This window comes from Streptomyces sp. NPDC043896 (assembly GCF_056435605.1).
In genome coordinates this window covers 193,755-220,201 of record NZ_JBWKEE010000010.1, presented here as the reverse complement: position 1 = coordinate 220,201, position 26,447 = coordinate 193,755, and the positions used below count along the sequence as shown (strand labels likewise).

General features: G+C 74.2%; 20 protein-coding genes and 1 pseudogene. 13 read left to right on the top strand and 8 right to left on the bottom strand.

What is annotated here, in order from left to right:
• Positions 1 to 193: 193 nt before the first annotated feature.
• Complete coding sequence (locus tag AC069X_RS17585) at positions 194 to 2,575, bottom strand: ATP-binding cassette domain-containing protein (protein WP_478729469.1); 2,382 nt, start codon at positions 2,573 to 2,575, stop codon at positions 194 to 196.
• Between the two features lie 354 nt (positions 2,576 to 2,929).
• On the opposite strand from AC069X_RS17585, the gene AC069X_RS17580 reads away from it, so the two are divergent.
• The gene (locus AC069X_RS17580; protein ID WP_478729468.1) at positions 2,930 to 3,871 is read left to right on the top strand and encodes an NAD-dependent epimerase/dehydratase family protein; all 942 of its coding nucleotides are present in this window, start codon (positions 2,930 to 2,932) and stop codon (positions 3,869 to 3,871) included.
• Positions 3,868 to 7,197, top strand: a complete 3,330-nt coding sequence (locus AC069X_RS17575) for an aminotransferase class I/II-fold pyridoxal phosphate-dependent enzyme (protein WP_478729467.1) — start codon at positions 3,868 to 3,870, stop codon at positions 7,195 to 7,197. Before AC069X_RS17580 ends, AC069X_RS17575 begins: the two co-directional genes overlap by 4 nt.
• 7 nt (positions 7,198 to 7,204) lie before the next feature.
• Here the strand turns inward: AC069X_RS17575 and AC069X_RS17570 are convergent, their stop codons facing one another.
• From AC069X_RS17570 to AC069X_RS17555, 4 genes are all read right to left on the bottom strand, one after another.
• Entirely contained in the window at positions 7,205 to 7,777 is a 573-nt protein-coding gene (locus AC069X_RS17570; protein ID WP_478729466.1) for a toxin, read from the bottom strand.
• Positions 7,774 to 8,226, bottom strand: a complete 453-nt coding sequence (locus AC069X_RS17565; protein WP_478729465.1) for a helix-turn-helix domain-containing protein — start codon at positions 8,224 to 8,226, stop codon at positions 7,774 to 7,776. The genes AC069X_RS17570 and AC069X_RS17565 overlap by 4 nt, the downstream gene beginning before the upstream one ends.
• Before the next feature lie 305 nt (positions 8,227 to 8,531).
• Positions 8,532 to 9,686 carry an MAB_1171c family putative transporter gene (locus AC069X_RS17560; protein WP_478729464.1) on the bottom strand — a complete coding sequence of 385 codons (1,155 nt, stop codon included), beginning with the start codon at positions 9,684 to 9,686 and terminating at the stop codon, positions 8,532 to 8,534.
• A gap of 46 nt (positions 9,687 to 9,732) precedes the next feature.
• Positions 9,733 to 10,461: a TetR-like C-terminal domain-containing protein gene (locus AC069X_RS17555; RefSeq protein ID WP_478729463.1), complete on the bottom strand. Its 729-nt coding sequence runs from the start codon at positions 10,459 to 10,461 to the stop codon at positions 9,733 to 9,735.
• A gap of 427 nt (positions 10,462 to 10,888) precedes the next feature.
• On the opposite strand from AC069X_RS17555, the gene AC069X_RS17550 reads away from it, so the two are divergent.
• The 7 genes and pseudogenes from AC069X_RS17550 (at position 10,889) to AC069X_RS17520 (ending at position 17,232) form a co-directional block, all read left to right on the top strand.
• The gene (locus AC069X_RS17550) at positions 10,889 to 11,110 is read left to right on the top strand and encodes an MbtH family protein (protein WP_478729462.1); all 222 of its coding nucleotides are present in this window, start codon (positions 10,889 to 10,891) and stop codon (positions 11,108 to 11,110) included.
• Between the two features lie 51 nt (positions 11,111 to 11,161).
• Positions 11,162 to 11,457: pseudogene (locus AC069X_RS17545) on the top strand (amidohydrolase); the annotation flags it as partial.
• Positions 11,458 to 11,694: 237 nt separating this feature from the next.
• The gene (locus tag AC069X_RS17540; RefSeq protein ID WP_478729461.1) at positions 11,695 to 12,117 is read left to right on the top strand and encodes a CBS domain-containing protein; all 423 of its coding nucleotides are present in this window, start codon (positions 11,695 to 11,697) and stop codon (positions 12,115 to 12,117) included.
• A 36-nt stretch (positions 12,118 to 12,153) separates the two neighbouring features.
• Positions 12,154 to 12,390: a DUF6213 family protein gene (locus tag AC069X_RS17535; protein WP_478729460.1), complete on the top strand. Its 237-nt coding sequence runs from the start codon at positions 12,154 to 12,156 to the stop codon at positions 12,388 to 12,390.
• 92 nt (positions 12,391 to 12,482) lie between these two features.
• Positions 12,483 to 13,910: an amidase gene (locus AC069X_RS17530; RefSeq protein WP_478729459.1), complete on the top strand. Its 1,428-nt coding sequence runs from the start codon at positions 12,483 to 12,485 to the stop codon at positions 13,908 to 13,910.
• A 159-nt stretch (positions 13,911 to 14,069) separates the two neighbouring features.
• On the top strand, positions 14,070 to 15,626 hold the full coding sequence (locus AC069X_RS17525) for an alpha/beta fold hydrolase (protein ID WP_478729458.1): 1,557 nt from the start codon (positions 14,070 to 14,072) through the stop codon (positions 15,624 to 15,626).
• Between the two features lie 16 nt (positions 15,627 to 15,642).
• A complete protein-coding gene (locus tag AC069X_RS17520) occupies positions 15,643 to 17,232 on the top strand; it encodes an alpha/beta fold hydrolase (protein WP_478729457.1) in 1,590 nt (529 codons plus the stop codon).
• Positions 17,233 to 17,421: 189 nt separating this feature from the next.
• Here the strand turns inward: AC069X_RS17520 and AC069X_RS17515 are convergent, their stop codons facing one another.
• Positions 17,422 to 17,844 carry a MarR family winged helix-turn-helix transcriptional regulator gene (locus tag AC069X_RS17515; protein ID WP_478729456.1) on the bottom strand — a complete coding sequence of 141 codons (423 nt, stop codon included), beginning with the start codon at positions 17,842 to 17,844 and terminating at the stop codon, positions 17,422 to 17,424.
• Positions 17,845 to 18,005: 161 nt separating this feature from the next.
• Here AC069X_RS17515 and eno point away from each other — a divergent pair, with 161 nt between their 5' ends.
• Positions 18,006 to 19,313 carry a phosphopyruvate hydratase gene (eno, locus tag AC069X_RS17510; RefSeq protein WP_478729455.1) on the top strand — a complete coding sequence of 436 codons (1,308 nt, stop codon included), beginning with the start codon at positions 18,006 to 18,008 and terminating at the stop codon, positions 19,311 to 19,313.
• 156 nt (positions 19,314 to 19,469) lie between these two features.
• Positions 19,470 to 21,599, top strand: coding sequence for a tetratricopeptide repeat protein (locus AC069X_RS17505; protein WP_478729454.1), 2,130 nt, complete (start codon positions 19,470 to 19,472; stop codon positions 21,597 to 21,599).
• A gap of 130 nt (positions 21,600 to 21,729) precedes the next feature.
• Here AC069X_RS17505 and AC069X_RS17500 read toward each other — a convergent pair whose 3' ends face one another.
• Both AC069X_RS17500 and AC069X_RS17495 read right to left on the bottom strand, forming a co-directional pair.
• Positions 21,730 to 23,493 carry a hypothetical protein gene (locus tag AC069X_RS17500; protein ID WP_478729453.1) on the bottom strand — a complete coding sequence of 588 codons (1,764 nt, stop codon included), beginning with the start codon at positions 23,491 to 23,493 and terminating at the stop codon, positions 21,730 to 21,732.
• An 88-nt stretch (positions 23,494 to 23,581) separates the two neighbouring features.
• Positions 23,582 to 24,514 (bottom strand): LysR family transcriptional regulator, encoded by a 933-nt coding sequence (locus AC069X_RS17495; RefSeq protein ID WP_478729452.1) that lies wholly within the window; start codon positions 24,512 to 24,514, stop codon positions 23,582 to 23,584.
• Between the two features lie 70 nt (positions 24,515 to 24,584).
• Here AC069X_RS17495 and AC069X_RS17490 point away from each other — a divergent pair, with 70 nt between their 5' ends.
• Both AC069X_RS17490 and AC069X_RS17485 read left to right on the top strand, forming a co-directional pair.
• The gene (locus AC069X_RS17490) at positions 24,585 to 25,523 is read left to right on the top strand and encodes an NAD-dependent epimerase/dehydratase family protein (protein ID WP_478729451.1); all 939 of its coding nucleotides are present in this window, start codon (positions 24,585 to 24,587) and stop codon (positions 25,521 to 25,523) included.
• A gap of 15 nt (positions 25,524 to 25,538) precedes the next feature.
• The gene (locus AC069X_RS17485; protein ID WP_478729450.1) at positions 25,539 to 26,423 is read left to right on the top strand and encodes an aldo/keto reductase; all 885 of its coding nucleotides are present in this window, start codon (positions 25,539 to 25,541) and stop codon (positions 26,421 to 26,423) included.
• The last annotated feature ends 24 nt before the right edge of the window (positions 26,424 to 26,447 follow it).

The window sequence follows — 26,447 nt, the reverse complement described above, 5'->3', positions numbered from 1 at the left end:
CCAGGGGAGTCGCGCGGGCACAGACTGGTGGTGCGACGGAGCCGGTTGACGGCCGGCGGCACGCCGAACGGAGCACGGTCCCACCGTGGGGGTACGGACCGGGCGCCGGAGGGGCGTGCCGCTCTCCGGGCGCAACCCCTGGGCCGTCCGGCCACCGGTGTGGGGATACCGGTGGCGGGACGGCCCGCACGCGTCACGCGCCGGTGTAGGCCGCGAGGTGCTCGGCGGTGAGGGTGGAACCGGCGGCGACGAGGTCGGCGGGCGTGCCCTCGAAGACGATCCGGCCGCCGTCGTGGCCGGCGCCCGGCCCCAGGTCGATGATCCAGTCCGCGTGCGCCATCACCGCCGGGTGGTGCTCGACCACGATGACCGACTTGCCGGAGTCGACCAGCCGGTCGAGCAGGCCGAGCAGCTGCTCCACGTCGGCCAGGTGCAGGCCGGTGGTCGGCTCGTCGAGGACGTAGACCCCGCCCTTGTCGGCCATGTGCGTGGCCAGCCTCAGCCGCTGCCGCTCGCCGCCGGACAGCGTGGTCAGCGGCTGGCCGAGGGTGAGGTAGCCGAGCCCGACGTCCGAGAGCCGGCCGAGGATGCGGTGCGCGGCCGGGACGCGGGCCTCGCCGGACCCGAAGAACTCCTCCGCCTCCCGGACCGGCATCGCCAGCACCTCGCTGATGTCCCGGCCCCCGAGGCGGTAGTCCAGCACGGACGCCTGGTAGCGCTTGCCCTCGCACTCCTCGCAGGTGGAGGACACCCCCGCCATCATCCCGAGGTCGGTGAAGACGACCCCGGCGCCGTTGCAGGCCGGGCAGGCGCCCTCGGAGTTGGCGCTGAACAGCGCCGGCTTCACGCCGTTGGCCTTGGCGAAGGCCGACCGGATCGGGTCGAGGAGCCCCGTGTACGTCGCCGGGTTGCTCCGGCGCGAGCCGCGGATCGCCCCCTGGTCGACGGAGACCACGCCCTCGTCCGCCGGGATCGACCCGTGCACGAGCGAGCTCTTGCCGGAGCCGGCGACACCGGTGACCACCACCAGCACCCCGAGCGGGACGTCGACGTCGACCCCGCGCAGGTTGTGCGCGTCCGCCCCGCGGATCTCCAGGGCGCCCGAGGGCTTGCGCACGTCCTCCTTCAGACCGGTGCGGTCGCCCAGGTGGCGGCCGGTGACCGTGCCGGAGGTCCGCAGACCCTCCACGCTGCCCTCGAAGCACACGGTGCCGCCCTGCGTGCCCGCGCCGGGGCCGAGGTCGACGACGTGGTCGGCGATCGCGATCGTCTGCGGCTTGTGCTCCACGACGAGGACCGTGTTGCCCTTGTCGCGCAGCCGCAGCAGCAGCTCGTTCATCCGCTGGATGTCGTGCGGGTGCAGGCCCGTGGTGGGCTCGTCGAAGACGTAGGTGACGTCGGTGAGCGCCGAGCCGAGGTGGCGGACCATCTTCACGCGCTGCGCCTCGCCGCCCGACAGGGTGCCCGCGGGACGGTCGAGCGCGAGGTAGCCGAGACCGATCTCCACGAAGGAGTCCAGGGTGTGGCGGAGCTTGTCCAGCAGCGGCGCCACCGAGGGCTCGTCGAGGCCGCGGACCCATGCGGCCAGGTCGCTGATCTGCAGGGCGCAGGCGTCGGCGATGCTGATCCCGCCGATCTTCGAGGCACGGGCCTCGGCGGTCAGCCGGGTCCCCTCGCACTCGGGGCAGGTGGCGAAGGTCGTGGCGCGTTCCACGAACGCCCGGATGTGCGGCTGGAGCGCGTCGAGGTCCTTCGACAGCATCGACTTCTGGATCTTCGGGATCAGCCCCTCGTAGGTGAGGTTGATGCCGTCCACCTTGATCTTGGTCGGCTCCTTGTGGAGGAGGTCGCTCAGCTCCCGCTTGGTGTACTTGCGGATCGGCTTGTCCATGTCGAAGAAGCCGCTGCCGCCGAAGATCCGCCCGTACCAGCCGTCCATGCTGTAGCCGGGGACGGTGAGCGCGCCCTCGCCGAGGGACTTGGAGTCGTCGTAGAGCTGGGTGAGGTCGATGTCGGAGACGCTGCCGCGGCCCTCGCAGCGCGGGCACATGCCGCCGGTGCGGTTGAAGGTCGCCTTCACCGTCTTCTTGGCGCCCTTCTCGACGGTGATCGCCCCGCTCGCCCGGACCGAGGGGACGTTGAAGGCGTACGCGCCGGGCGGGCCGACGTGCGGATCGCCCAGGCGGCTGAAGAGGATCCGCAGCATCGCGTTGGCGTCGGTGGCGGTGCCGACGGTGGAGCGGGGGTCGGCGCCCATCCGCTGCTGGTCGACGATGATCGCCGTCGTCAGCCCTTCCAGCACGTCCGCCTCGGGGCGCGCCTGCGTCGGCATGAAGCCCTGCACGAAGGCGCTGTAGGTCTCGTTGATCATCCGCTGGGACTCCGCGGCGATCGTGTCGAACACCAGCGAGCTCTTGCCCGAACCCGAGACGCCCGTGAACACCGTCAGCCGGCGCTTGGGGATCTCGATGCTGACGTCCTTGAGGTTGTTCACGCGCGCCCCGTGGACGCGGATCAGACCGTGGCTGTCGGCGATGTGGGGCGCGGGCGACCGCGTTTCCGTCCTCTTGGCCATGCTCTCCGTCTCTCCGTCGCTCGGTCCTGCCGGCCCGTGAGCCGTGTGCCTGTTCCCGCCGTGCGGTGCGCGTCGACCGCCGCCCCGCACGGAACCGTACGGAACCCACGCTATGCGGGGTCCGGGGCCCGGCGCTTCTCCATTGCTGACCGGCCTCCCGCCGGACTCCCGCCGCGCCGCCCGGTCGCCGGCCGCCCTGCCGCCACCGCACCGGCGCCGGAGCGGCCACCCGTGTTCCACAGCGCAAAGCCCACCTGACCGGCGCGAACGGGAGGGCGTCTTCCAGCCAAACGGGCCGGTGCGACCCGAAGGAGCCGTACCGGGGACCGGGGCCCCTCGCGCTAGTGTGCGTACGTGAACTCTCATGTCGTCATAGGTTTCGGGCCCGCCGGAGCAGCCACCGCTCGGCTGCTGGCCGAACGGGGCCACTCAGTCAAGGTCGTCACCGCCTCGGGCCGGGCCCCGGAGCCCGGCATCGAGCACGTCGCACTGGACGCCCGGGACGCCGGGCGCCTGACCGAGGTGGCGCGGGGCGCCGCGGCCCTCTACAACTGCGCCTCCCCGCCCTACCACCGCTGGGCGGGCGAATGGCCCGCGCTGGCCGCCTCGGTGTGCGCCGCCGCCGAGGCCACCGGGGCCGTGCTGGTCATGCTGGGCAACCTCTACGGGTACGGCCCGGTGGACGTCCCCATGACGGAGGGACTGCCGCTCGCGGCCACCGGCCCCAAGGGGCGGGTCCGCGCCGCCGTCTGGGAGCAGGCCCGCGCGCTCCACGAAGAGGGCCGCGTCAAGGCCGTCGAGGTACGGGCCTCGGACTTCTTCGGACCCGGAGTCACCGACGGCGGGCACCTGGCCGCCCGGGTGGTGCCCCCGTTGCTGCGCGGGAAGCCCGTCTCCACCCTCGGCGACCCGGACGCCCCGCACAGCTGGACCTACCTCCCCGACGTGGCCCGGGTCCTGGCCGAGGTCGCGGGCGAGGAGCGGGCCTGGGGCCGGGCCTGGCACGTGCCGACCGGGCCCGCGCTCTCCGTCCGCGAGATGACCGGCCGGCTGGCGGCCGAGGCGGGCACCGGGCCGGTGGCGGTACGGGGGCTGCCCGTGGCCGTCCTTGCCGTTGGCGGGCTCTTCGTGCCGCTGCTGCGCGAACTCAAGGAGATCCGCTACCAGTTCGACCGGCCCTTCGTCGTCGACGCGAGCGCCTACGAGGCCGCGTTCACGGTCCGGGCCACCCCCCTGGACGAGCAGGTGAAGGCGACCGTGGCCTGGTGGCGCGAGCGACTGGCAGCCGCCCGATGACCGCTGTGACGCGCGACGACGTCGCCGTCGTCGGAATGGCGTGCCGGTTCCCCGGAGCCCGCGACCTGAACCGGTACTGGCGGCTCCTGACGGACCCGCGGCCGCAGTTCTCCGGCATACCCGACACGCGGTGGCGCGCCGCCGCCTTCCTCGGTGACGACTTCCGCGACACCTCGGCCGCCTACACCGACACCATGGCCCTGCTGCCGGACGTGGACCTCTTCGACGCCGCCCACTACGGCATCCCGCCGCGCCGGGCCAGGGCGATGGACCCCCAGCACCGGCTGCTGATCGACCTCGCCCGCGAGGCCCTCCAGGACGCGGGATGGGAGGCCGACGGCTTCGACCGCGAGGAGACCTCGGTGATCACCGCGCTCACCGAGAGCGGCTACCGCCAGCTCAGCACCATGCGGCTGCGGATGCGCCAGCTGGCCGGCGGCGAGTTCGGGGCCCGGGCGTCCGGCCCCGGCTGGGAGGAGACGGTCCGCGCGGTCGACGGGCTGCACGGCACCTCCGCCGCCGGCCTCCTGCTCAACATGGGCCCGAACACCATCAGTTCGGTCTTCGACCTGCACGGCGAGAGCTACGCCCTGGACTCGGCCTGCTCCGGCGGCCTGATGGCCGTGGCCAACGCCGTGCACGCGCTGCGCGCGGGCCGCTCCCGCATCGCGCTCGCGGGCGGCGCCCAGCTGGTGCTCACCCCCGACCTGCTGGTGGGGCTCTGCCGGATCGGCGCCGTCTCGCGCAGCGGCCGGTGCCTGCCCTTCGGGGCGAAGGCCGACGGCTTCGTCCTCGGGGAGGGCGCCGGGGTGCTGGTCCTGCGCCGGCTCTCCGACGCGCTGGCGGCCGGCGACCGGGTGTACGCGGTGATCCGGGGCGTGGGCACGGCCAACGACGGCACCGTGCAGGGCGGTATGCACCCCCAGGCCGCAGGCCAGCTCCGGGCCCTGCGCCGGGCCTACCGGGACGCGGACGTGACACCGGACTCGGTGGACTACCTGGAGGCGCACGGCACCGGAACGACGGTGGGCGACCCCGTCGAGCTCGGCGTCCTGCGCGAACTGCGCGGCGAGGGCGCCCGGCCGGCCTTCCTCGGTGCCGTCAAGGCGGTGGTCGGGCACTCGCTGAACTCCGCCGGCCTGGCAGGGCTGATCAAGACGGTACTGGCCGTGCACCGGGGTGTGGTCCCGCCGCAGCCGGAGTTCGAGGCGGCCGACGGCGCCCTGCTCGACGCCGCGCGGCTGACGGTCCCCACGGCGCCGGTCCGCTGGCCGGAGACCGGCGGGCCGCGCCGGGCCGGGGTGAGCGCCTTCGGCTTCGGCGGCACCGGCGTGCACCTGGTGGTGGAGCAGGCCCCCGCGCCGGCCGCCCCCGCGGTGCCGGTGCGGGGGCCGCACGTGCTCGTGCTCAACGCCCGCGACCGGGCGGGGCTCGCCCGGCACGCCCGGGAGCTGGCCGAGGCCGTCGCCGAGGACCGGCCGGAGCCGGCCGCGCTGGCGGACACCCTGGCCCGCCGGGCCCCGCTCGCCGAACGCCTCACCCTGGTGGTGGAGGACGCCGCCGACGCCGTCGTACGGCTGGCCGACGCGGCCGCGCGGGTGGAGGCGGGACGTACGGGCGACCCCGGACCGGAGCCGCCCGCCGTCGTGCCCGGGCAGCGGGTACCCCCCTGCACGCTGCCGCCGAGCCCGCTCGCCCCGCGCCGGCACTGGGCCGTGGACGAGTCGGCCCGCGACGTGGCAGGCCCGGAGGCGCCCGCGGACCCGTACGCGCCGGGACGGAACGGGGCGGGTGCCGCGGCCCCGGCGGTCCCGGCGGGCGGCGGGGCCGTGGCGGCGGCCGTGCTGGAGGAGGTGTCGAGGGCGGGCGTCTTCCCGCTCTCGGACCTGGCCACCGGGATGAGCCTCGTGACCGACCTCGGCTTCGACTCCCTCATGCTCCAGGAACTGGAGGTCAACATCGGCAAGCGGGTACCGGGCTTCCGGGCCGGGGAACTGTTCACCCCCGGCCTCACCGTCGGCCGGCTGATCGCCCTCGCCTCCGGGGAGGAGGTGGACGGAGCCGGGCCGGCGGCTTCCGGAGAACCGATTCTGCCGGAGGCGCCGCCCCGCTGGAGCGCCGACTCCGCGAGCGTCGACGAGTTCCCCGAGGTGGCCCGGTTCGAGGAGCGGCTCGACGCGGTCGCGGGAAGCCCCTCGGGGTCCCCGTACTTCCGGGTCCACGAGGGCACGATCACCGACACCACGACGATCGGCGGCCGCCCGTACCTGTCCTTCGGAAGCTACAACTACCTCGGCATATCCGGCCATCCGGCGGTCAACCGGGCCGTGCACGAGGCCGTCGACCGGTACGGGACCTCGGTCTCGGCGAGCCGCGTGCTCTCCGGTGAACGCGACCTCACCGTCCGGCTGGAACGGGCGCTGACGGAATTCCTCGGCGTCGGCGACTGCCTGACGCTGGTGAGCGGCCACGCCACCAACGTCACCGCGATCGGCCACCTCGTCGGCCCGGGGGACCTCGTGGTCCACGACGCGCTCGCCCACGACAGCATCCTCCAGGGCTGCGCCCTGTCCGGAGCCGCCCGGCGCCCCTTCGCCCACAACGACATGGGCCGGCTGGAGCAGATGCTGAGGCTCAACCGGTCCCGGTTCCGGCGGGTACTGATCGCCGTCGAGGGCGCGTACAGCATGGACGGCGACCTCGTCGACCTGCCCGCCGTGATCGAGCTGAAGAAGCGCTACGGCGCCCTGCTGATGGTGGACGAGGCCCACAGCATCGGCACGGTGGGCGAACGCGGCGCGGGCGTCGGTGAGTTCTTCGGAGTCGACCGCGCCGACGTGGACCTGTGGATGGGCACCCTGTCGAAGGCCTTCGCCAGCTGCGGCGGCTACCTCGGCGGCTCGGCCCGGATGGTGCGCTGGCTGCGCCACACCCTGCCCGGCTTCGTCTACAGCGTCGGCCTGACCCCGGCCAACGCGGCGGCGGCGCTGGCCGCCACCGAGCTGATCGCCGGAGAGCCGGAGCGGGTCCGGGCGCTGCGGCGCAACTCGGAGCACTTCCTGCGCCTGGCCGCCTCGGCGGGGCTGGACACGGGCTCCAGCGCGGGCACGCCGATCGTGCCGTGCATCCTCGGGGACTCGGCGAAGACCCTGCGCGTGGCGAACCGGCTCTTCGAGCGGGGTGTCGTCGCCGATCCCATCTTCCACCCGGCCGTGGAGGAGGGGCTGTCGCGGCTGCGGTTCTTCGTCACCAGTGAGCACCGCGAGGACGACATCGCGCGGGCCGTCGCCTTGCTGGCCGAGGAGGTGGCGTCCGCCGGGAGGTAAGCCCATCTCAGATCAGGGTGCGTTCGATGCGGCTGAGGGTGGCGCTCTTCGCGGGCCGGTCGCCCTCTTCCGCGTCCGCGTCGGTGCCGTGCGGCTGTTCCGCGCCGCCCATCCGCTGGGAGAGCAGGTAGGCGATGATCTCGGCCTCCTGTTCCTGGACGTCGTCGTAGGTCGCGCGCAGGAGCATGTCGCGCACGATGTCGGGGTCGAGGTCGGGGAACAGGAGGCGGGCGGCCGCCTCGTCCAGTCCGCCGGCCCCGCGGTGGCAGCAGATGATGTGACCCAGCTCGTGCAAGATGATGTGCTCCTGATGCGCGCTGGTGGTGTTGGCGTCGTAGAAGATCAGGTCCTCGTCGCGGGCGGCGACCCACATGCCGCACGGGTGCGACGAGGGCATCTGCATCGGGACCAGGATGATCGGGCGGTCGCGGACCTCGCCCAGGTGGCGGCAGAGCTCGGCCACGTCGGGGGCCTCGGGGAGGTCGAGTTCGGCGATCCGCCGGGCACCGGCCTTCCGGAGCTTCTTGAGCCGGCTGCGCCGGTCGTGGTCGGCGGCCCGCTCCTTCCAGACGCCCCTCATTCGGGGTCGGTGGAGTCGGTGACGGGGGGAAGGCCCTGCAACTGCCGGTACTGGTCCATGATGGCCGTGATCGCCTGGAGGTTCTCCTTCTTCATGCCCGCCGCCCGCATGGCCACGGCGCGGACGCCGGACTGCCGCAGCGCCTCGATGGCGGCGACCTGGCTGAGCACGGACTCGGCGACCTTGTCGTCGAAGAAGTAGGCGACGGAGACGCCGAAGAAGCGGGCGAGGGCCGCCAGGAGGTCGGGCGAGGGGTTGGACCGCTTGCCCGTCCGCAGTTGCGACAGGTACACGCCCCCGACCTTGAGTTCGGGATTGGCCCGCTTGAGTTCCTCGGCCACCTCGGCGTTGGTCCAGTGCCTGCCCTTGGGGCGGACGGTCTTGAAGAGGTCGTCGAGGCGCACTGCGAGCAGGGGCCGGTCGCCGCCCTCGGTCTCAGTCTCGGTCATGGTGATCCTTCCTCCCGTCACCTCCTCGGTATAGCCCTTGGCTATACGCCAGTTTCACAGATTAGCGGTCAGTTGACAATTGGCCTGGACTCCGCCAACGTTGGGTCTCGCCGATAGCTGGCAGTTAACTCGACTCACGGGGGTTTGTCGGTTGGCTCGCCGGTGAAAAACGGACTGGCCCGGCCCTCGGGGGATGGGCCGGGCCAGTCCGGGCGGTAACCGCCCGTCCCGCCCCGTGCGGAGACGGGGGGTAACGGGGGAGCCACCCGCCCGGTTTGACGGGGGATGCAAACCGGGCGGGAGCTTCAACTCGCGGTGCCGAGTTTACTGTAGGCGGCCGCGACTTTGGTGAGCCATGCGACCTCCGCCGTGAAGTTGTCGGTGTCGCGGTCGTCGAAATCGCCGTCGTCCTTGCTCTCCTGAGGGACGGTCCCATTCCGCTTGGCCAGCAGAGCCTGCTTGATCTGCGCCGCTTCCGTGAAGGCCTGCCGCAGCTCCTCGCCGGCGTCCTTGCCCGGACCCCCGGAACCCGGGGCGGTGCGGTCGATGTAGGGGCGCAGATCGCGCCATCCGTCGCGTATCTCGACCACCCGGCGGTGCAGGCGGTAGTCCATCTCGGAGACCGAGGCGCCCGGCGGTTCCAGCGCGATGTCGGGGGAGGACTCGTACAGGTCCCGCCAGAGCGGGTACAGCGCCCGGTACGAACGGTAGCTGCGCGCCCAGTCCAGCAGACGGGTGGCCGCCGGGCCCCAGGAGGAGTTCGTCAGGCTCAGCGAGAGGATCACGATGCCCGTCGCGCTGAAGATGTTCGAGGCGAGCTTCCACACCCCGATGTCGAACCCGGCCGCCGCCGTCAGGATGTTGACCGTCCGCGCCGAGCAGTACAGGAAGAGCACCACGGCGGCGACCCGGAGCATCCGCAGCGCCTGCCGCAGCGAAGCGTTGTCGGTCATCCGGGCGTAGGGGCCGCACTGGCGGAAGATGGTGACGCACGGAACCGCCTGCGACACGATGAACGCCAGCAGGTACGTCAGCACCAGCGGCTGGCCGCTGCCCGTGTCGAAGTCGGAGGACGGCCGGTTCGTGCCGTCGGCGAGCAGGAACAGGGCGACCAGGACCACGTTCAGGACGACGCCGGTGACCGTCCACCAGCGCGCCCTGCGGACCGCCTCCTCGTCGGCGTCCGCCCACTTCAGCAGGATGATCTGCGAGCTCACGCAGAAGGCGACCGCCGCCAGGTGCATGCAGAGGATGGCGAGGTTGCCGACGCCGAGGACGCTGCCGCCGCCCATGGCGACCGCGCCCATCGTGAAGGTCAGGCACTGCAGCAGCAGGGTGGTGATCAGCGCGCGGTACGCGCTGTCGCGCCAGCTGCGGCGCGCCTGGCACAGCCGGTAGACGAGCGCCGCGTACGACGACAGCGCGGCTATGACGAAGCAGAGGGTTCTTATGGTGTTCATCCTGGATTTTCTGCCGGTGCCGCGGAAGGAGGGCGGAGCGGACGGTTCAGTCGGTCTGCCGGGCCGGCGGGACGTCGAGGCCGATGCCCTCGGCCGCCACGGCGATGGCGTAGTCGAAGAAGGCGGCCTCGTCCTCCACGCTGTCGTGGGTGCGGCTGAAGACCTGGAAGACCAGGAGGCCGATCAGATTGCTCCACAGGACGATGCCGCGCTCGATGATGTCCGAGAACGGAGGCCCGGGCACGCCCCCGAAGGCCTCGACGGCCGCGGGAAGCAGCAGTTGACGGGCCGGCGGCGTCCGCCGGGGCGGGGTGAGTTCACCGGCCTCCAGCGCGGCGCGGACGACCGCGGCGAGTACGGCGGGCGTGCGCGAGGCGGGCGGGACCGTCTCCTGCGGGGCGTGGTAGCCGGGTACGGGGGAGCCGTAGATCAGCGTGAACTCGGCCGGGTTCTCGAACGACCACCGCCGCAGCGCCCGAGTGGCCGCGAGGAGGCGCGCACCGGCCCCGGCGCCCTCGGCCGCGGCGGCCGCGTCGGCCGCCTCCATCGCGGCGCCGGACGCGTCGTAGGCGTCGATGACCAGGGCGGTCAGCAGGTCGTCCCGGTGCGGGAAGACGGCCTCCACGTCGGCGACGGCAAGACCGCTCTCCTGCGCCACGGCCTCAAGCGACAGCCCGGCGGCGCCCAGCTTCGTCAGCTGCTGCCGGGCGGCGTCCTTCAGCACGGCCGCCCGGCTCGTGTGACCGGCATTCGAACTCGTTGCGGAAACGTCCATGCCGGAACCGTACCCGCCGGAAGACGGCCGCCGTGAGCGCGGCCGCCCGGGGCCCCTGGTCGGGCGCCGGGTTCCGGCCACCGGGCCGGCCGCCCGGCGCGACCTCGCTCAGCCCGCCCCGGCGCGGGCCGGGCAACGGGGGAGCGCCGGGCGGTCCTTCGTCCGCACCGCCGGCAGCCAGGCCGGCTCCCGCGCGTCCGCACCGGCCGGGCGGACCCGGAACGGCCCGGGGCGGCAGCAGCGCCAGGCGCGAGCCCGACGACGGCGTCGCGCTTGCCGCTGCGGCGCTCCGCGCGCCTCCCCCGGGGCCGTTCACCGCATCCGTCGCGCGCATGAGGGTCTCCTTGTGAGCGGCAAGGGGAACGTCTAAGCTCGCGGCAATCAGGTGAGCCTAACCTCATCATGACGTTCCGGGGAGGCACCGACCGTGAGCACCAATCCGTTCGACGATGCCGAAGGCCGCTTCCTCGTCCTGGTGAACGACGAAGGACAGCACTCGCTCTGGCCCTCCTTCGCCGCAGTGCCCGGCGGATGGACGGCCGTCTTCGGCGAGGAGACCCGGGACGCCTGCCTGGACTTCGTCGAAGCCCACTGGACCGACCTCCGCCCCCGCTCCCTCCGCTCCCTCACCGAGACCACGGACGCCTGACCGCGCCCGCCCACGCTCTCCACGAGGTTCACGAACGCGCTCCTCCTCACCATGGACCCGGCCGTCCCACCGCCCGTGAACCGGGCGTCTGGAACGGCCGGACCGCCGGCCTCGACGTGCCAGGACACCCCCGGCATCGCGGGCCGCACCCGGATCGAGGACGCACTCGCCGTCGTGGACCGGGCTGCCGCGCGGATGGATCCGCCCGGATCCCGGGTGCACATCGCCGGATACGACCAGCGCACCCTCGGCCGCCACCTGACCGCCACCGAACCGGACCGCGTCAGCCACGGCCACAAGCCGACGTGATGCACGACTCCGGACACGGCTGCGTCGTCAGGGCGGCGCCGGCCTGCACCAGGACTTCGCCATGGGCCCGAGCTGCCTCGCGGCCGCCCGCGACCTCGGACGCCGCGTCCAGGGCCTCGACCCGATCCTGCGGGGCGGCTCATGCCCTGGACGGCGATCGCCCTCGCCACCGCCCCCGAGCACCGCGGCTCCCTGCCGGACCGGCAGCGGGCGCGTAGCGGGCACGCGGGCGGGTAGGCGCCCGCCAGGAGCCGCTGCCAGCCGCGGGAGGAGCCATGACCCGGAGCGTCCACGAGGTGATGACCTCGCACCCGGTGACCGTAGAGAAGCTGACCTCCCTGGCGGAAGCCGCCCGGGTGATGCGGGACGCCGGCATCGGCGACGTCCTCGTGGTCGACGAGGGACGCCTCCAGGGCATCCTGACCGACCGCGACCTCGTCATCCGGGGCATGGCCGAGGACCGGGACCCCGCCGAGACGACGGTGCACGCCATCTGCAGCACCGAACCGCTCACCGTCAGACCCGGCGACGACGTCCACCAGGCCGTCGCCCTCATGCGCCGCAACGCCCTGCGGCGGCTGCCCGTACAGACCGAGGAAGGGGAACTGGTCGGCGTCGTCACCCTGGGCGACCTCGTGGTGGAGAGCGACCCCGGCTCGGCCCTCGCGGCCATCGCGGCCGCCGAACCCGACAGCTGACCGGCCGCCCGCCGGACCGGCGAAGGAGGTGCCGCCGTGGCCGGTTCCGTCCCGCTGGTCCCCCTACCGGGCGGTCCGGTGCTGATACCCGCCGACGGCGTCACCGCGCTGCTGCGGCACGTCGCGGGGCAGTGGCTGCGCGCCGTGTACGCCGGGGAGGCGGAGCTCGACCCGGGGACGACCCTGCGCCTGGCCTGCGTCCTGATGGCCTTCGCGGACCGGATCGACGCGGAGTGCATCGCGAACACACCCGGCGGTGAACCCGGGCGATGAGCGCGCGCCCGGCCCCCTCCCGTGTTACCAATCGGTAAGCCATGATGGCGGGCGACCACTTACAGGGCCTACACGGCGGGGGCTGAGCAGCGGTGACCACTTTCGGCGAAGGCACCAAGGGCGACACGGTGCACGCGTTCCGGGACGACTCCCTCGGCGAGCACGACGCCGTCGGCCTCGCCGCGGCGATCCGGCGGGGCGAGGTCTCCGCCGCCGAGGCCGCACGGGACGCGCGGGAGCGGGTCCGGACCGTCGAGGAACGGCTCAACGCGGTCCAGACGTACGCCGACACCCCCGAGCCCGGGGGCGGCGCGGCCACCGGCGCCTTCGCCGGAGTGCCGACCTTCCTCAAGGACAACACCGACTACCTGGGCCTGCCCACCGGACACGGCAGCGAGGCCTTCCGGCCGGTCCCGGCACGGCGCCACGCCCCCTTCGCCCGGCAGCTGCTGAGCAGCGGCGTCACGGTGCTCGGCAAGACCAGGCTGCCCGAGTTCGGTTTCAGCCCGACCACCGAGTACGAGATCGCGGCGCCGGTCCGCAACCCGTGGCACACCGGCCGCTCCGCCGGCGGCTCGTCGGGCGGCAGCGCGGCCCTCGTCGCCGCCGGAGCGGTGCCCCTGGCCCACGCCAACGACGGCGGCGGATCCATCCGGATACCCGCCGCCTGCTGCGGACTCGTCGGCCTCAAGCCGACCCGCGGCCGCGTCGTCCCGAACGCCCAGAGCCGGCAGCTCCCCCTCGACCTCGTCTGCGACGGCATCGTCAGCCGGTCCGTACGGGACGCAGCCGCCTTCCTCGCCGCCGCCGAGACCTACTGGCGCAACCCCGCCCTGCCGCCGCTCGGCCTGGCCGAAGGCCCCTCGGGGCGGCGCCTGCGCATCGGGTTCCTGCTCGACTCCCCGAACGGCGTCCGCACCGACACCGCCACCCGGGAGGCGGTCACCCGGACCGCGGCGGAACTCCAGGGGCTCGGCCACACCGTGGAACCGGTGGAGATGGCCATCGACCCCTCCTTCACCGACGACTTCCTCACCTACTGGGGGATGCTGTCCTTCCTCCTCGGCGTCACCGGCCGCACCCTCGGCACCGGCTTCGACCGGCGCCGCATGGACGGTCTCAGCCGCGGGCTGCGCGGGACGTACCTGGAGAACTGGCGGCGCACCCCCGCCGTGCTGCGCAGGCTGAAGCGCACGAAGACCGCGTACGCGGCCGCCTTCCGCGGGCTGGACCTCGTCCTGACGCCGGTCCTCGCCCACACCACCCCGCGGATCGGCCACCTGAGCCCGGCCGTCCCCTACCCGACGCTGATCGAGCGGATCCTCGCCTACGTGGCGTTCACCCCGGTCGACAACGTCGTCGGCACCCCGTCGATCTCGCTGCCCTCCACCGGCACCACACCGGACGGACTGCCCGTCGGCGTCATGTTCTCCGCCCGCCCCGGCGCCGAACGCACCCTGCTGGAGGTCGCGTTCCAGTTGGAGGCCGCACACCCCTTCCGCCGCATCCAGGACCTGTGACCCCGACGCCGCCGCCCGGGGCCGGGCGGCGGCGTCCCGCGACCGCCGATGTGCGGGGTCCCCGACCGGGCGGTAGCGTCGATTGCGTGCGTTCCGTCCGCACCGCTGGGCGATGCCCGGCCGGGCAGCTCGGGGATGTCTGCCGAGGAGCGGGATCGTATGACGAACCACCCCCTCAACGCGGCGGCCGCGGCGGCCGCCCTCGCCTGCCTGTCGGCGTTCGGCCCGACGGCCGGCACCGCCGCCGCGGCTCCGGACCGGCCCACCGCGGCCGGCGCGGCGGCCGGGGCGCGGTTCGTCCCCGGCCCCTGCCCGAGCCCGCCCGCGCCCGAGGCGGCCGAAGCCCTGGCCAAGGCGCGGTGCGGACACCTGGAGGTCCCCGAGAACCGCGCCCGCCCCGACGGCCGGACCATCAAGCTGGCCGTCGCGGTCATCCCGGCCGTCTCGGCGAAGCCCGCCCCGGACCCCGTGGTGTTCATGGCGGGAGGCCCCGGCGGCGACGCCTTCGACGACCTCCCCTTCGTGACCGGCTCCGGGGTGAACCAGGACCGCGAACTGATCGTCATGGCCCAGCGCGGGAACCGCTACGACCAGCCCGACCTCGCCTGCCCCGAGATCGACCGGTTCAACGAGAAGGCCATCGCGTTCGGCTGGGACGCGCCCCGGGCGAAAGACCTCATGCTGAAGGCGGTCAAGGAGTGCCACGACCGCCTGACGGCCGACGGGACCGACCTCAGCGCCTACAACAGCGCCGAGAACGCGGCGGACTTCGCCGACCTGCGCACGGCCCTCGGCATACCGCGATGGAACGTCTACGGATACTCCTACGGCACCAACCTGGCCCTCACCCTGCTGCGCACCCACCCCCAGGGGATCCGCGCCGTGGCCCTCGACTCACCCAGCCCCCCGCAGGTCACGAAGCTGCCGTGGGGCTGGAGCAGCGCCCGTGAGGGCATCGACGCCGTCTTCGCGGCGTGCGCGGCCGAGCCCCGCTGCAAGAGCCGCTACCCGGACCTCCACCGGATCCTGGACGAGCAGGTGCGCAAGCTGGAGGCACAGCCCCTGACCCTGGACGCGAGCCCGCCCGGCGGCAAGGCCCCGGTGAAGGTCGTCCTCGACGGCGGCGCCCTGCTGAACCTGATGGTCGGCTTCAACGTCAGGCCGGTCGACCTACCGGCCGCGCTCCAGGAGCTCAGCGAGGGCAACCCCGAGCGCTTCGCGCAGGGCCGCGCCAGGGACTCCGTCCAGCCCGTCGGACAGAACGCGCACGGCCTGACGCAATCGGTGGCGTGCGCCGAGTGGGTCCCCGGGACCTCGGAGGCCGAGGTGCTGGCCGCCGGGCGCCGGGCCTTCCCCGACTGGCCGGAAGCGGTCCTGGCGCAGACCCCGCAACTGCCCTTCGAGTACGACGTGTGCCGGATCTGGGACGTCGGGGACCAGGCGGCCGAGCACCGCGTCGCCACGGTGAGCCCGGTGCCCGCGCTCGTCCTCTCCGGATCGTTCGACATGAAGACGGGGGCGGGATACGCCAAGGACGCCTCCCGCACCCTGTCCCGCTCCACCTCCGTGCTCATCCCCGGGATCGGGCACTGGGTGGTTCCCCAGTCGGAGTGCGCGCAGCGCGTACTGGCCTCGTTCCTCGCCCGTCCGACCGCGCCCGACACCGGATGCGTGGCCGGTCTCAAGCCCGCACCATTCACGATCGTCCCGAAGTGACCGGGAGGACAGACAGATGGCTTCCCACCTCGCGCCCCGCCGCCGGCGCACCGTACGCACCATCCGCGCCTCCGCGGCGGGCGCGGCGACCGGACTCCTGATCACCGGCCTGCTGGCGGCCCCCGCCCAGGCCCGGGACGACACGGGACCGATCGGATCGGCCGCCGGAACGGCGGGCGACGCCCGCTACGAGCCCGGCCCCTGTCCGAAGACGGCGGAACCGGTCAAGGAGCTCGAAGGGGCCCGTTGCGGCACGCTGACCGTGCCCGAGAACCGCGCCGCGCCGAGCGGCAAGACGATCAGACTGGGCGTCGCGATCGTGTCCGCCGCCTCCGGTACGCCCAAGGCCGACCCCATCGTGTGGCTCGCCGGCGGACCCGGCGACGACGCGGTGGGGGAGGCGAAGCTGGCCATCGACGGCGGCCTGAACCGCGACCGAGACGTGATCTTCATGTCCCAGCGCGGCACCTACTCGGCCGTTCCCGACGCCCTCTGCCCCAACGTCGACGAATTCAACGCACGCGTGATCGGCCTCGTCTACGACGCGCCCTCCACCGAACGCGAGCACGTCGCGGCCACGAAGGAGTGCCGGGACAAGCTGGCCGCCGCCGGCATCGACCTCGGCGCCCTCAACGACACCGAGAGCGCCGCCGACTACGACGACCTGCGCAAGGCGCTCGGCATCGAGCAGTGGAACCTGTACGGCATCTCCTACGGCACCCACCTGGCGCTGGCCTACATGCGCCTGCACCCCGAGGGACTCCGCTCCGTGGCCCTCGACGGCATCCTGCCGCCGTCCAGGGGCGGTTCGGCCTCGACCTGGAGCAGCTTCAAGCAGGGCACGGGCGCCCTGTTCAAGGCCTGCGCCGCCCAGCCGGCGTGCGCCGAGCGCTACCCGAACCTCCAGGCCACCTTCGAGAAGCTCGTCGCCGACCTCGAAGCCAAGCCGGTCACCACCACCGTCACGGTCCCCGGCAGCGACAAGCCGGTGAAGGTCGTACTGGACGGCGGCACGCTGGTGAACTGGCTGACCTCCGCCACCCACACGGCGGAGGCCGTACCCCGCTCCCTCGACGAGCTGGCGAACGGCGACCCGCGGCGGATCGCCCAGCAGTGGGCGGGCTGGCGGACCAACCCCAAGGGCATCGGAGTGACGTCGCACGGTCTCAGCTACGGCGTCTTCTGCAGCGAGTGGACCCCCTACGAGACGGAAGAGCAGGCGCTCAAGGGCGGACAGGACGCCTTCCCGTCCTTCCCGCGCTCGGTGCAGGCCCAGGCCCCGCTGCTCACCTTCCTCCGTCCGGACTGCGACGTCTGGGACGTACCGGCGGCCCCGTCCTCGATCCGGGACGTCACGCGCGGGGACATCCCCACCCTGGCCCTGTCGGGCGCCTTCGACGCCCAGACCGGCGCGGACAACGGGCCGTACGTCGCCCGTACGCTGAGCAAGGCCAAGGTCGTCACCCTCCCCTACGAGCCGCACGTGGTGTTCGCCACCTCGAAGTGCGCGCAGCAGATCGCCGTCTCGTTCTTCGACGAGCCGCAGGCGCCGGAGACCGGCTGCCTGAGCGCGGAGAAGCCGCCCGAGTTCGAGATCGGCCCCTGACCCGGGATCACCGTCCCGCCAGGCCATCGGGATTTCATCGGGGGGACGACCAGGCCGCGGTCGAAGGCGTGCACGATGGCGGCCGCGCGGCCGCGCAGGCCCAGCTTCACCCGGATCCGCGCGAGCTGCCGGGCCACGGAGCCCTCGGGGACGGCCAGGGCGAGTGACAGCGCCCGCTCGGGGCGTCGGCTACCGCGTGGCGAGCCGCTCCAGCAGCGCGGTGGTGCGCGCCAGCAGGCCCCGCTCCTCGTCGGTGAGCTCGGCCTCGATGGCCTGGGCGAGCCAGCCGGCCCTGCGGGTGCGTTCCGCTTCGAGCGCGGCCCGGCCCGCGTCCGACAGCTCGACCAGCGCCTTGCGGCCGTCCGTGGGGTGCGCGCGGCGCGTGATCAGGTCCTGGTCCATGAGGAGACCCACCGAACGGGCCATCGACTGGGGGCGCACGCGCTGGTCGGCGGCGAGGTCGCTGGTGGTCATGGCGCCGTTGCGGTCGAGCGCGCCGAGTACGGCGGCCTGACCCAGCGGGATGTGGTCCTCGTGCTTGACGCGGCGGGTGAGTTTGCCCATCGCGGTGCGCAGTTCGGCGGCGATGGCGGCGGCTTCCGGGGTGGGCATAGCGCATTTTAGCCCGTCGGCGGGCACGGCCGAGACCCGACCTGTGCAGCAATACTGTTCAGCCAAACTGAGCAGCATTGCTGTAGAGTCTGTTCTGCCGGGCCCCGCGCCAGGGTTGTCGCAGCCAGGGCCACGGCACACGACCACGGGGAGGAACCACCATGTCCGCACAGGCAGCAGGGACCGTCGACGCCGCCATCGAGACCGTCACCGCCCGCCGGATCATCGACAGCCGCGGCAACCCCACCGTCGAGGTCGACGTCGTCCTGTCGGACGGCTCCCTGGGCCGCGCGGCCGTCCCCTCCGGCGCCTCCACCGGCGCCCGCGAGGCCGTGGAACTGCGCGACGGGGACACCGCGCGCTGGCACGGCAAGGGCGTCGACCGTGCGGTGGCCCACGTCAACGGGGAGATCGCGGCGGCCGTGCGCGGCCGTGTCGCAGCGGACCAGGCGGGTCTCGACGCCGCCCTGATCGCCCTCGACGGCACCGCCACGAAGTCCCGGCTCGGCGCCAACGCGATCCTCGGCGTCTCCCTCGCCACCGCCAAGGCCGCCGCGGCGGCCCACCGCCTGCCCCTCTACCGCCACCTCGGCGGGGACGACGCCCGCCTCCTGCCGCTGCCGATGATGAACATCGTCAACGGCGGCGCCCACGCCGACAATCCGCTGGACTTCCAGGAGTTCATGATCGCGCCCGTGGGGGCGGACACCTTCGCCGAAGCCGTCCGCATGGGCAGCGAGGTCTTCCACACCCTGCGCCGCGACCTGCTGGCCGCCGGGCACTCCACGGGCGTCGGCGACGAGGGCGGCTTCGCACCCGCCCTGCGCACCGCGGAGGAGGCGCTCGACTTCGTCATGGCCGCCATCGAGCGCACCGGCTACCGCCCCGGCACGGACATCGGTCTCATCATGGACCCGGCGTCGTCGGAGTTCTTCCGCGACGGGGTGTACGACTACGCCGGTGAAGGGGTGCGCCGCACCCCCTCCGAGAACGCCGACTACCTGGCCAAGCTCATCGACTCCTACCCGGTCCTGTCCATCGAGGACCCCATGGCGGAGAACGACCTCGACGGCTGGCGCGAGCTGACCGCCCGCGTCGGCGACCGCTGCCAGCTCACCGGCGACGACGTGTTCTGCACCAACCCGGCGCTGCTGCGCGAGGGCATCCGTACCGGCGTCGGCAACTCGATCCTGGTCAAGGTCAACCAGATCGGCACCCTGACCGAGGCGCTGGCCGCGGTGGCCACGGCCCACGAGGCGGGCTGGACGGCCGTCATGTCGCACCGCTCGGGCGAGACGGAGGACACCACCATCGCGGACCTGGCGGTGGCGACCGGCTGCGGCCAGATCAAGACCGGCTCGCTCTCCCGCTCCGACCGCACCGCGAAGTACAACCAGCTCATCCGCATCGAGGAGGAGCTGGGCGCCTCGGCACGCTTCGCCGGCCGCACCGCACTCCGCCGGGGGTGAACGGCGGGCGGGTGCGGCCGGCCGTGCCGGCCGGTCCCGCGACCCGCCCCCCTGGTCCCCGCGCGGGCGCCGAACCGGTCCGAAACCTTTCCCCGGGTCACGGGCGCGGGGATACAGTCCGGCCAGGGCCGGATTCGGGACCAGGGGGAGACCGACGTGTTGGAGATCATGGCGTTGAGCGCGCTCACCGCCTTCCTCACCGCCGTGGGCAACGGCGCCGCCGGCGAGATGGGCAAGCAGCTCCTCCTGTCGACCGGCGCCCTCACCCGCAGGACCCTGGGGCGTGAAGTGCCCCTGCCGCGCGACCAGGAGGAGCGCGAGACGCTCGCCGCCCAGCTGTACGCGCGCATGGGCGAGGACCCCCGGCGGGCCGAGGCCTGGGCCGCGCTCGCCGCCGCCTCGCCCGAGCAGGAGGAGCACCTCCGCGGCGGCGGACTCCCGCCCGCCCCGCGCGACTTCGTCAACCAGCGGTCCGCCCTGCGCCTGCTGCGGAAGGAAGCCACGCGCCGGCCCGCCGGACGCCCCCGGGTGGCCCTGCTGTACGGCACGCCCGGCGCCGGAACCACCTCGGTGGCGCTGCGGCTCGGCGCCACGCTCGCGGACCGGTTCCCCGACGGCCGGTTCTACGTCGACCTCCGGGACGGCGCGGGGGAGGAGGGGCCCGTACCGTCCGCCGTACTGCTGCGCGTACTGCGCGAGATGGGCGTGGACCCGGACCGTACGCCCCGCACCGAAGCCGGCCGCGAGCGGCTCTACCGGCGGCTCGTCGAGGGACGCAGGGTCCTGCTGGTGGTGGACCACGTCGGCTCGGCCGCCCAGGTGCGCGGCCTGATCCCCTCGGCCCCCGGAGTGCTCCTCCTCGTCGTCGTGTCGGGCCGCCCGTTCCTGCTGGACGCGGAACGCGTGGAGGCCGCCGCGCTGCCGGACCGCCACGCCGTGCGGATCGTCCGCAGCACGGCGGGCCGCGACGCGTACGGCCGCCTCGAACCGAGGGTGAAGGAGATCCTCACGGAGTGCGCCGGCAACCCCCTGGCCCTGCGCTCCCGGACCGTGGCCGCCCTGGGCGCGGAGGGGGCCCCGGCGGCGGCCGGTACCGCCGAAGGGACCGGCGACGCCGACCCGTTGGGCGGTGCCGTCCGGTCCGCCTGCGGCGGCCTGCGGCCGGAGACCGCACGGCTGTGCCGGCTCGTCGCCCTGACCGGCCTGCCGGCCGTGGACGCCGGACTGGCCGGCGCGGCCGCCGCCACCGGGCCCGGCGAGGCCGCCCGGATGCTCGACGAGGCGGCCGACGCCCGGCTGCTGGACGTGGTCGGGGACGGCCGCTACCGGATCCGCCCCGAGGTGCGCCGCCGGCTGGCGAACGCCGCCGCCGTCGAGGAGGGCGTGCCCGCCTGCGCGGCGGCCGTGCGCCGGGTGCTCGACCTGCTCCTGGACCGGGTCCTGCGGGCCGCGCACACCGCCCTGCCGCAGAGCTGGCGTACCGAGACCGCCCCCGCGACCGGGGCGCAGGCGGCCCCGTCCGCCGAGGGGGACGCCGTGGCGGTGCTCGCGGACGAGGCCGGCAACGTCGTCCGGGCGGTGTCCCTCGCCGACGAGTACGGACACGCGACCACCGGCTGGCGGCTCGCCCGCGCCCTGTGGCCCCTCCAGCTGAAGGCGGGCCACTGGGACGAGGTCCTGCCCGCCCTGCACCTCGCGGTGCGCACCGCGCAGGAGCAGGGGGCCGACCCGCGCACCGCCGGCGGACTGCACTTCCAGCTCGCGCACTGCCTGGGCGAACTGGGACGCACGGAGGAGGCGGAGCGGGCGGCGACGGACGCCGTGGCCGCCGAGCGGGCCGCCGGACACCTGCGGGGCGAGGCGTCCTCCGTCGAACTGCTGGGCCTGCTGGACCTCCACCGCTGGCGGTACGCATCCGCCGCCGGCCGGTTCACGGAGTCCGCCGCCCTCTACCGGCGCATCCTCCCGGGCGCGGAAGGAGCGCCCGACCTCCCCCGGGCCCTCGCACTGTCGCAGCGGCACCAGGGCCGCGCCCTGCGCGGCATGGGCCGGCTGGACGAGGCGCAGCGCCTGCTGGAGAACGCGGCCGCCTTCTTCGCCGGGCAGGGCGATTCGTACAACCGGGCCCGCGCCCTGACGGACCTGGCGGAGACCCTGCACGACGCGGGACGCAACGACGAGGCGCTGACGGCGGTGGAGGAGGCGCAGCGCCTCCTCCCGCCCCAGGCGGTACCGCACCTGCAGTACCTCGCCGCACTCCGCCTCCGCTGCGAGGTCGCCGGCTAGGCCGTGTCGTCGAAGCGGCGCCGGTCAGGCCCGCGGCGAGGTGCGGTACCGGGCGCCCGGCACGCCGAGAGCACGCACCAGACGCCGCGGGGCCGCCCTCCGGGCGACGACGGCAGTTTGACGACAGGCCCTAGGGCTCCCGCTCGACGCGCACCGCGTGCCGGGCACGCCCCGTGCGCACCCCGAGCACCACGGGGACCCCGGGATCGGGGGCCGTGGCGCCGGACGCCAGCCAGGCGTACAGCGCCGACGCGTACGCCGCCGGGTCGGCGTCCGCCCCGGGGCCCGCCGTGAGCCGGAACGCCCCGTGCGCCCGGGTCCGTACGAGGCACAGGTCCGGTCCGGCCGTGAACGCGGCCGCCGCGCAGCGGATGTGACGCCCCAGCACCTCGGCGGCCCACGCGCCGGCACCGCCGAGCCGAGGATCGCCGGCGTCCCCGTCCCGGGTGATCACGTCGGCGAGGTCCAGCGTGCCCGGGTCCCGGGTGTCCTCGTGGACGGCGAGATGGACGTCGCCGTCCGCCCCGTGGGGCACCTCCGCGGCCCGCTCGACGAAGACCTCCGCCCCCTCGACCAGCGTCCGCACCCGGAGCGGGCCGGTGAGCCGCGGGGGTTCGTACGGCGGCAGTGCCAGCGGTTCCAGCAGTGCGGGGACGCCCGGTTCGGGCAGGCCGAGCAGGGCGTAGAAGTGGCGGCGCAGCAGCCGCGCGGAGGCGCCGGGCGCGGAGGTGACGAACCGGGCCGGACCGGGGTCCGGGCGGTGTCCCGCCACCAGCGCGTCCAACTGCTCCCGCAGGGGCAGGCGTACGTCCAGACGGGGTGCGCGGGCGGCGAATCCGGCCAGCGGGGCCTCCGGATCGAGCCGGTCGTGTCCGTCGGCGGCGAGGAGCACGGGGATGCCGAGGGCGGCGGCGTAGTAGGTGACGGCCCCGAAGTCACCGACGACCGCGTCCGCCGCGAGGAGCGCCTGGCGCCAGGAGCGGACCGGGTCGACCAGGGTCAGCCCGCCGCGGCGGGCCCGGTCCAGCCAGGCCCGGATCTGCCCGGGGCCGTGCCCGTACCAGATGTTCGGGTGGAGCACGGCGGCCGACCGGTAGTCGTCGGCGGGCAGTTCGGCCGCGAAGCGCGGCAGCAGCGCGGGGAGGAGGTCGTCACCGCCGCCGTCGCCGAAGAACCCCTCGGGGTTCCAGGTGGAGTTCACCACGACCAGCCGCTGGTGCCGGCGGACGCCCAGGGCGCGCCGGAAGCGTTCGCGGTAGGGGCGGGCGGCCAGCATCCGGTCGAAGCAGGGGTCTCCCGCCAGGACGGCGGTCCGTTCGGCTTCCGGGCACGCCTCGCGGAGCCGTACGAGCTGTTCCGGGTGGGAGAGCACCAGCCCGTCGGCGAAGGGGCGGCCGTCCGCCAGCAGCCAGTCCGGGGACAGGCCGAACGTCGGCTCCCGGCTCCCGGCTCCCGGCTCCCGGCTCCCGGCTCCCGGCTCCCGGCTCCCGGCTCCCGGCTCCCGGCTCCCGGCTGCGGAGAGCTTCTTAGTGTACCCGACCCCGTGTGACAGGATGGTCAACTTCCCCTGGATCTCGTCCAGTTGACCGCCGAAGCTGGCCGAGACCGCCAGGTCCACGGGCGTCGACAGCGCCTGTTCCCAGGGCAGCACCGGCAGCCCCAGACCGGCGAACAGTTCCGCGATCCCGTCCTGGAAGGCGGACGAGCCGGTGGACGTCACGAGCAGCTGCACGCGGAAGTCGTCGTGGAACAGGGGCAGTACGTCCCGCAGGCGCCCTGCCGAGGTCACGTTGTGGACCACCAGCAGCACGCGCCGGTCGGCCCGCCTGCTCGTCCACCGCTCGGCACCGTCCCCGACGGGGACCCGTATCGCCCGAGGCCCGATTTCCCGCACGCACGACCTCCCGCCGACCGCTCCCGCAACGATCACCTTAGCGAGGGGGCGGCGCCGCACGCGGCCCGGGCCGGGGAGCCCCGCCCGGTCACCGCGCGCCGTGCCGGGCCGCCTCCTCGCGGAGGGCGTGGACGAGCGCCGTGACGTGGGGCCGGCCGCCGCGGCGGAGCGTGGCGACGCCGATGTGCCGGACCGGGCCCGGCGGCCTGACCGGGACGGTGCACAGCCCCGGGATCTCCGGTTCCAGCGCGATGGAGGGGACCAGGGAGATGCCGACGCCCGCGGCGACCAGCGAGCGGGCGAAGAAGTAGTCGGTCGTGGTCCCGCGCACCTCGGGGGCGAAGCCCGCGCGCTCCGCGTAGCGGCGCAGGTAGGCCTCGGTCTTCAGGCAGCCGAGCACCCAGGGTTCGTCCGCCAGGTCGGTGAGGTCCAGCGCGTCGCGGCCGGCGAGGCGGTGCCCCTGCGGCAGGACGACGTGCAGGGGGTCCTCCAGGAGCGGTGTCCACTCCAGGCCGGAGCCGGAGCCGGAGCCGGCCCCGGCCCCGTTGCCCGGTCCCACGGGCAGCGGGCCGTCGAAGTGGTAGGCGAGCGCGAGGTCGACGGCGCCCTGGCGGACGAGCGGCAGGGTGTCCTCGGGTTCCCCCTCCCTGAGGTGCAGCGTGGTGCGGGGGCCGGCCGCCGTGAGCCGGGCGAGGGCGGCGGGCAGCAGGAGCCTGCCGCCGCTGGTGAAGGTGGCGACGGTGAGCGGGGTGACGCCGGTGCTCAGCCGCTCGACCTGCTGCCGTGCGTGTTCGAGCTCCGCCGCGACGGATTCGGCGGCGCCGACCATGACGCGGCCGGCCGGGGTCAGGGTCACCCCGCGGGTGCTGCGGGCGACGACCCGGGCACCGAGGCTGCGTTCGAGTGCGGCCACGTGCTGGGAGACGGCCGAGGGAGTCAGGCGCAGGGCCGTGGCCGCCCGGTTGAAGCTGCCGTGTTCCGCCACCGCCCGCAGGACGCGGAGCCGCTGCACATCGATCAACAGTTTTCCTTAACACGTCATCAGTACGTCGGCAGTTCCGCTGGTGACGATAGGACTCAAGGATGGGGTCATGCAAAGGATCTGCGTCATCGGCGGAAGCCGGTACTTCGGAAGGCTCCTGGTGGGACGGCTGCGGGCGGAGGGCCACCGGGTCACCGTGATCAACCGGGGCTCCGCCCCGCCGCCCGCCGGAGTGGAGCACCTCGTCGTCGACCGCGACGACGAGGCCGCCCTGACGGCCGCGCTCGGTGCCCGGACCTTCGACGCCGTGGTGGACCAGGTCTGCTACACCCCGGTACAGGCGGCCGTCGCCGCCCGGGTCTTCGCCGGCCGGACCCGGCGCTACGTCATGACCTCCACGATCGAGGTCTACGACCCGGCGACCGCCGCCCTGCCGGCCGTGCCCCCGGGGACCCCGGTGCCGGAGGAGACGGTGGACCCGGCCGGCTGGCGGGTGGCCCTGGACCTCCCCTGGCACGACGGGGCCTACCTGGAGGCGCACTACGCCGAGGGCAAGCGCCAGGCGGAGGCCGTCCTCGCCCGCGCGGACGGCTTCCGGTCCGCCGCCGTGCGCAGCGCCCATGTGCTCGGGGGCGGCGCGCGGGAGTTCACCGGGCGGCTGGCGCACTACACCGGGCGCATCGCCCGGGGCGAGGCGGTCGCGGTGCACGCCCGGGCGCTGCCCACGGTCTTCATCCACCACGAGGAGCTGGCGGAGCTGCTGGGGTGGGCGGCCACGGCCGGGTTCACCGGACCGGTCAACGCCTGCTCCGACGGTCCGCTCGACGTGTACGGCCTCGGCTCGGCGGTCGCCGCGCAGGCGGGCCGGGAGGCCGTCTACCGGACCGTCCGCGCGGGGGAGGAGGCTTCGCCCTTCTCCTTCGACCGCCACTACGCCATGGGCAACACCCGCGCGAAGCAGCTGGGTTTCGCCTTCTCCCGCACCGCCGACTGGCTGCCCGGCGCGGTCGCCGAAGCCCTGACCGCCCATCCGTCACCCACCGCCTGAAGAACCGGAGTCACCGTGCGCCACCGCACCATCGCCCGCACCGCCGTCAGCGCCGTCGGACTCGGTGCCATGCCGCTGTCCATCGAGCACCGCCCGGACGAGACGCGGGCCATCGCCACCGTCCACGCTGCCCTCGACGCCGGTGTCACGCTCATCGACACCGCCGACAGCTACCACTGGCACGCCGGCGAGGCGGGCCACAACGAGCGGCTGATCGCCCGCGCCCTGGCCCGCTACGGCGGTGACACCTCGGACGTCCTGGTGGCCACGAAGGGCGGCCGCGGCCGCCCCGGTGACGGCAGCTGGACCGTCACCGCGACCCCGGCACACCTCAAGCGGGCCGCCGAGGCCTCCGCCGGACGCCTCGGCGTCGACGCCATCGGCCTGTACCAGCTGCACAAGCCGGACCCGGCCGTGCCCTGGGCGGAGTCCGTCGGCGCGCTGCGGGAGCTGCTCGACGCCGGCACGATCCGCAGCGCCGGCATCTCCAACGTCAGCACCGCCCAGATCACCGAGGCGCACGCGATCCTCGGCGACGGGCTGGTCTGCGTGCAGAACCAGTACTCGCCCGCCGTCCGCGACAGCGAACCCGAGCTGCGGCTGAGCACCCGGCTGGGCCTGGCGTTCCTGGCCTGGAGCCCGCTCGGCGGCATCTCGCGCAGCTCCCTCGACGGCCCCGCCGGCCCCACCTCGGCCGGCACCGCCTTCCACCGCGTCGCCGCCGGCCACGGCGTCAGCCCGCAGCGGGTCGCGCTGGCCTGGCTGCTCTCCCGCTCCCCGGCGCTCATCCCGGTACCGGGAGCCAGCCGCCCGGCCTCCATCACCGACTCGGCCGCCGCCGCCGAGCTGACGCTGGGTCCGGAGGAGCTGGCGCGGCTGGAGGACGTCCTGCCGGGCTGAGGCCCGACCGGCCGCCGGCGCGGC

Coding starts and splice junctions, on each gene's coding strand:
- AC069X_RS17520 (WP_478729457.1), top strand. CDS start 15,643: ATGGCTTCCCACCTCGCGCCCCGCCGCCGGCGCACCGTACGCACCATC.
- AC069X_RS17540 (WP_478729461.1), top strand. CDS start 11,695: ATGACCCGGAGCGTCCACGAGGTGATGACCTCGCACCCGGTGACCGTA.
- AC069X_RS17490 (WP_478729451.1), top strand. CDS start 24,585: ATGCAAAGGATCTGCGTCATCGGCGGAAGCCGGTACTTCGGAAGGCTC.
- eno (WP_478729455.1), top strand. CDS start 18,006: ATGTCCGCACAGGCAGCAGGGACCGTCGACGCCGCCATCGAGACCGTC.
- AC069X_RS17515 (WP_478729456.1), bottom strand. CDS start 17,844: ATGCCCACCCCGGAAGCCGCCGCCATCGCCGCCGAACTGCGCACCGCG.
- AC069X_RS17575 (WP_478729467.1), top strand. CDS start 3,868: ATGACCGCTGTGACGCGCGACGACGTCGCCGTCGTCGGAATGGCGTGC.
- AC069X_RS17560 (WP_478729464.1), bottom strand. CDS start 9,686: ATGAACACCATAAGAACCCTCTGCTTCGTCATAGCCGCGCTGTCGTCG.
- AC069X_RS17570 (WP_478729466.1), bottom strand. CDS start 7,777: ATGAGGGGCGTCTGGAAGGAGCGGGCCGCCGACCACGACCGGCGCAGC.
- AC069X_RS17525 (WP_478729458.1), top strand. CDS start 14,070: ATGACGAACCACCCCCTCAACGCGGCGGCCGCGGCGGCCGCCCTCGCC.
- AC069X_RS17565 (WP_478729465.1), bottom strand. CDS start 8,226: ATGACCGAGACTGAGACCGAGGGCGGCGACCGGCCCCTGCTCGCAGTG.
- AC069X_RS17585 (WP_478729469.1), bottom strand. CDS start 2,575: ATGGCCAAGAGGACGGAAACGCGGTCGCCCGCGCCCCACATCGCCGAC.
- AC069X_RS17555 (WP_478729463.1), bottom strand. CDS start 10,461: ATGGACGTTTCCGCAACGAGTTCGAATGCCGGTCACACGAGCCGGGCG.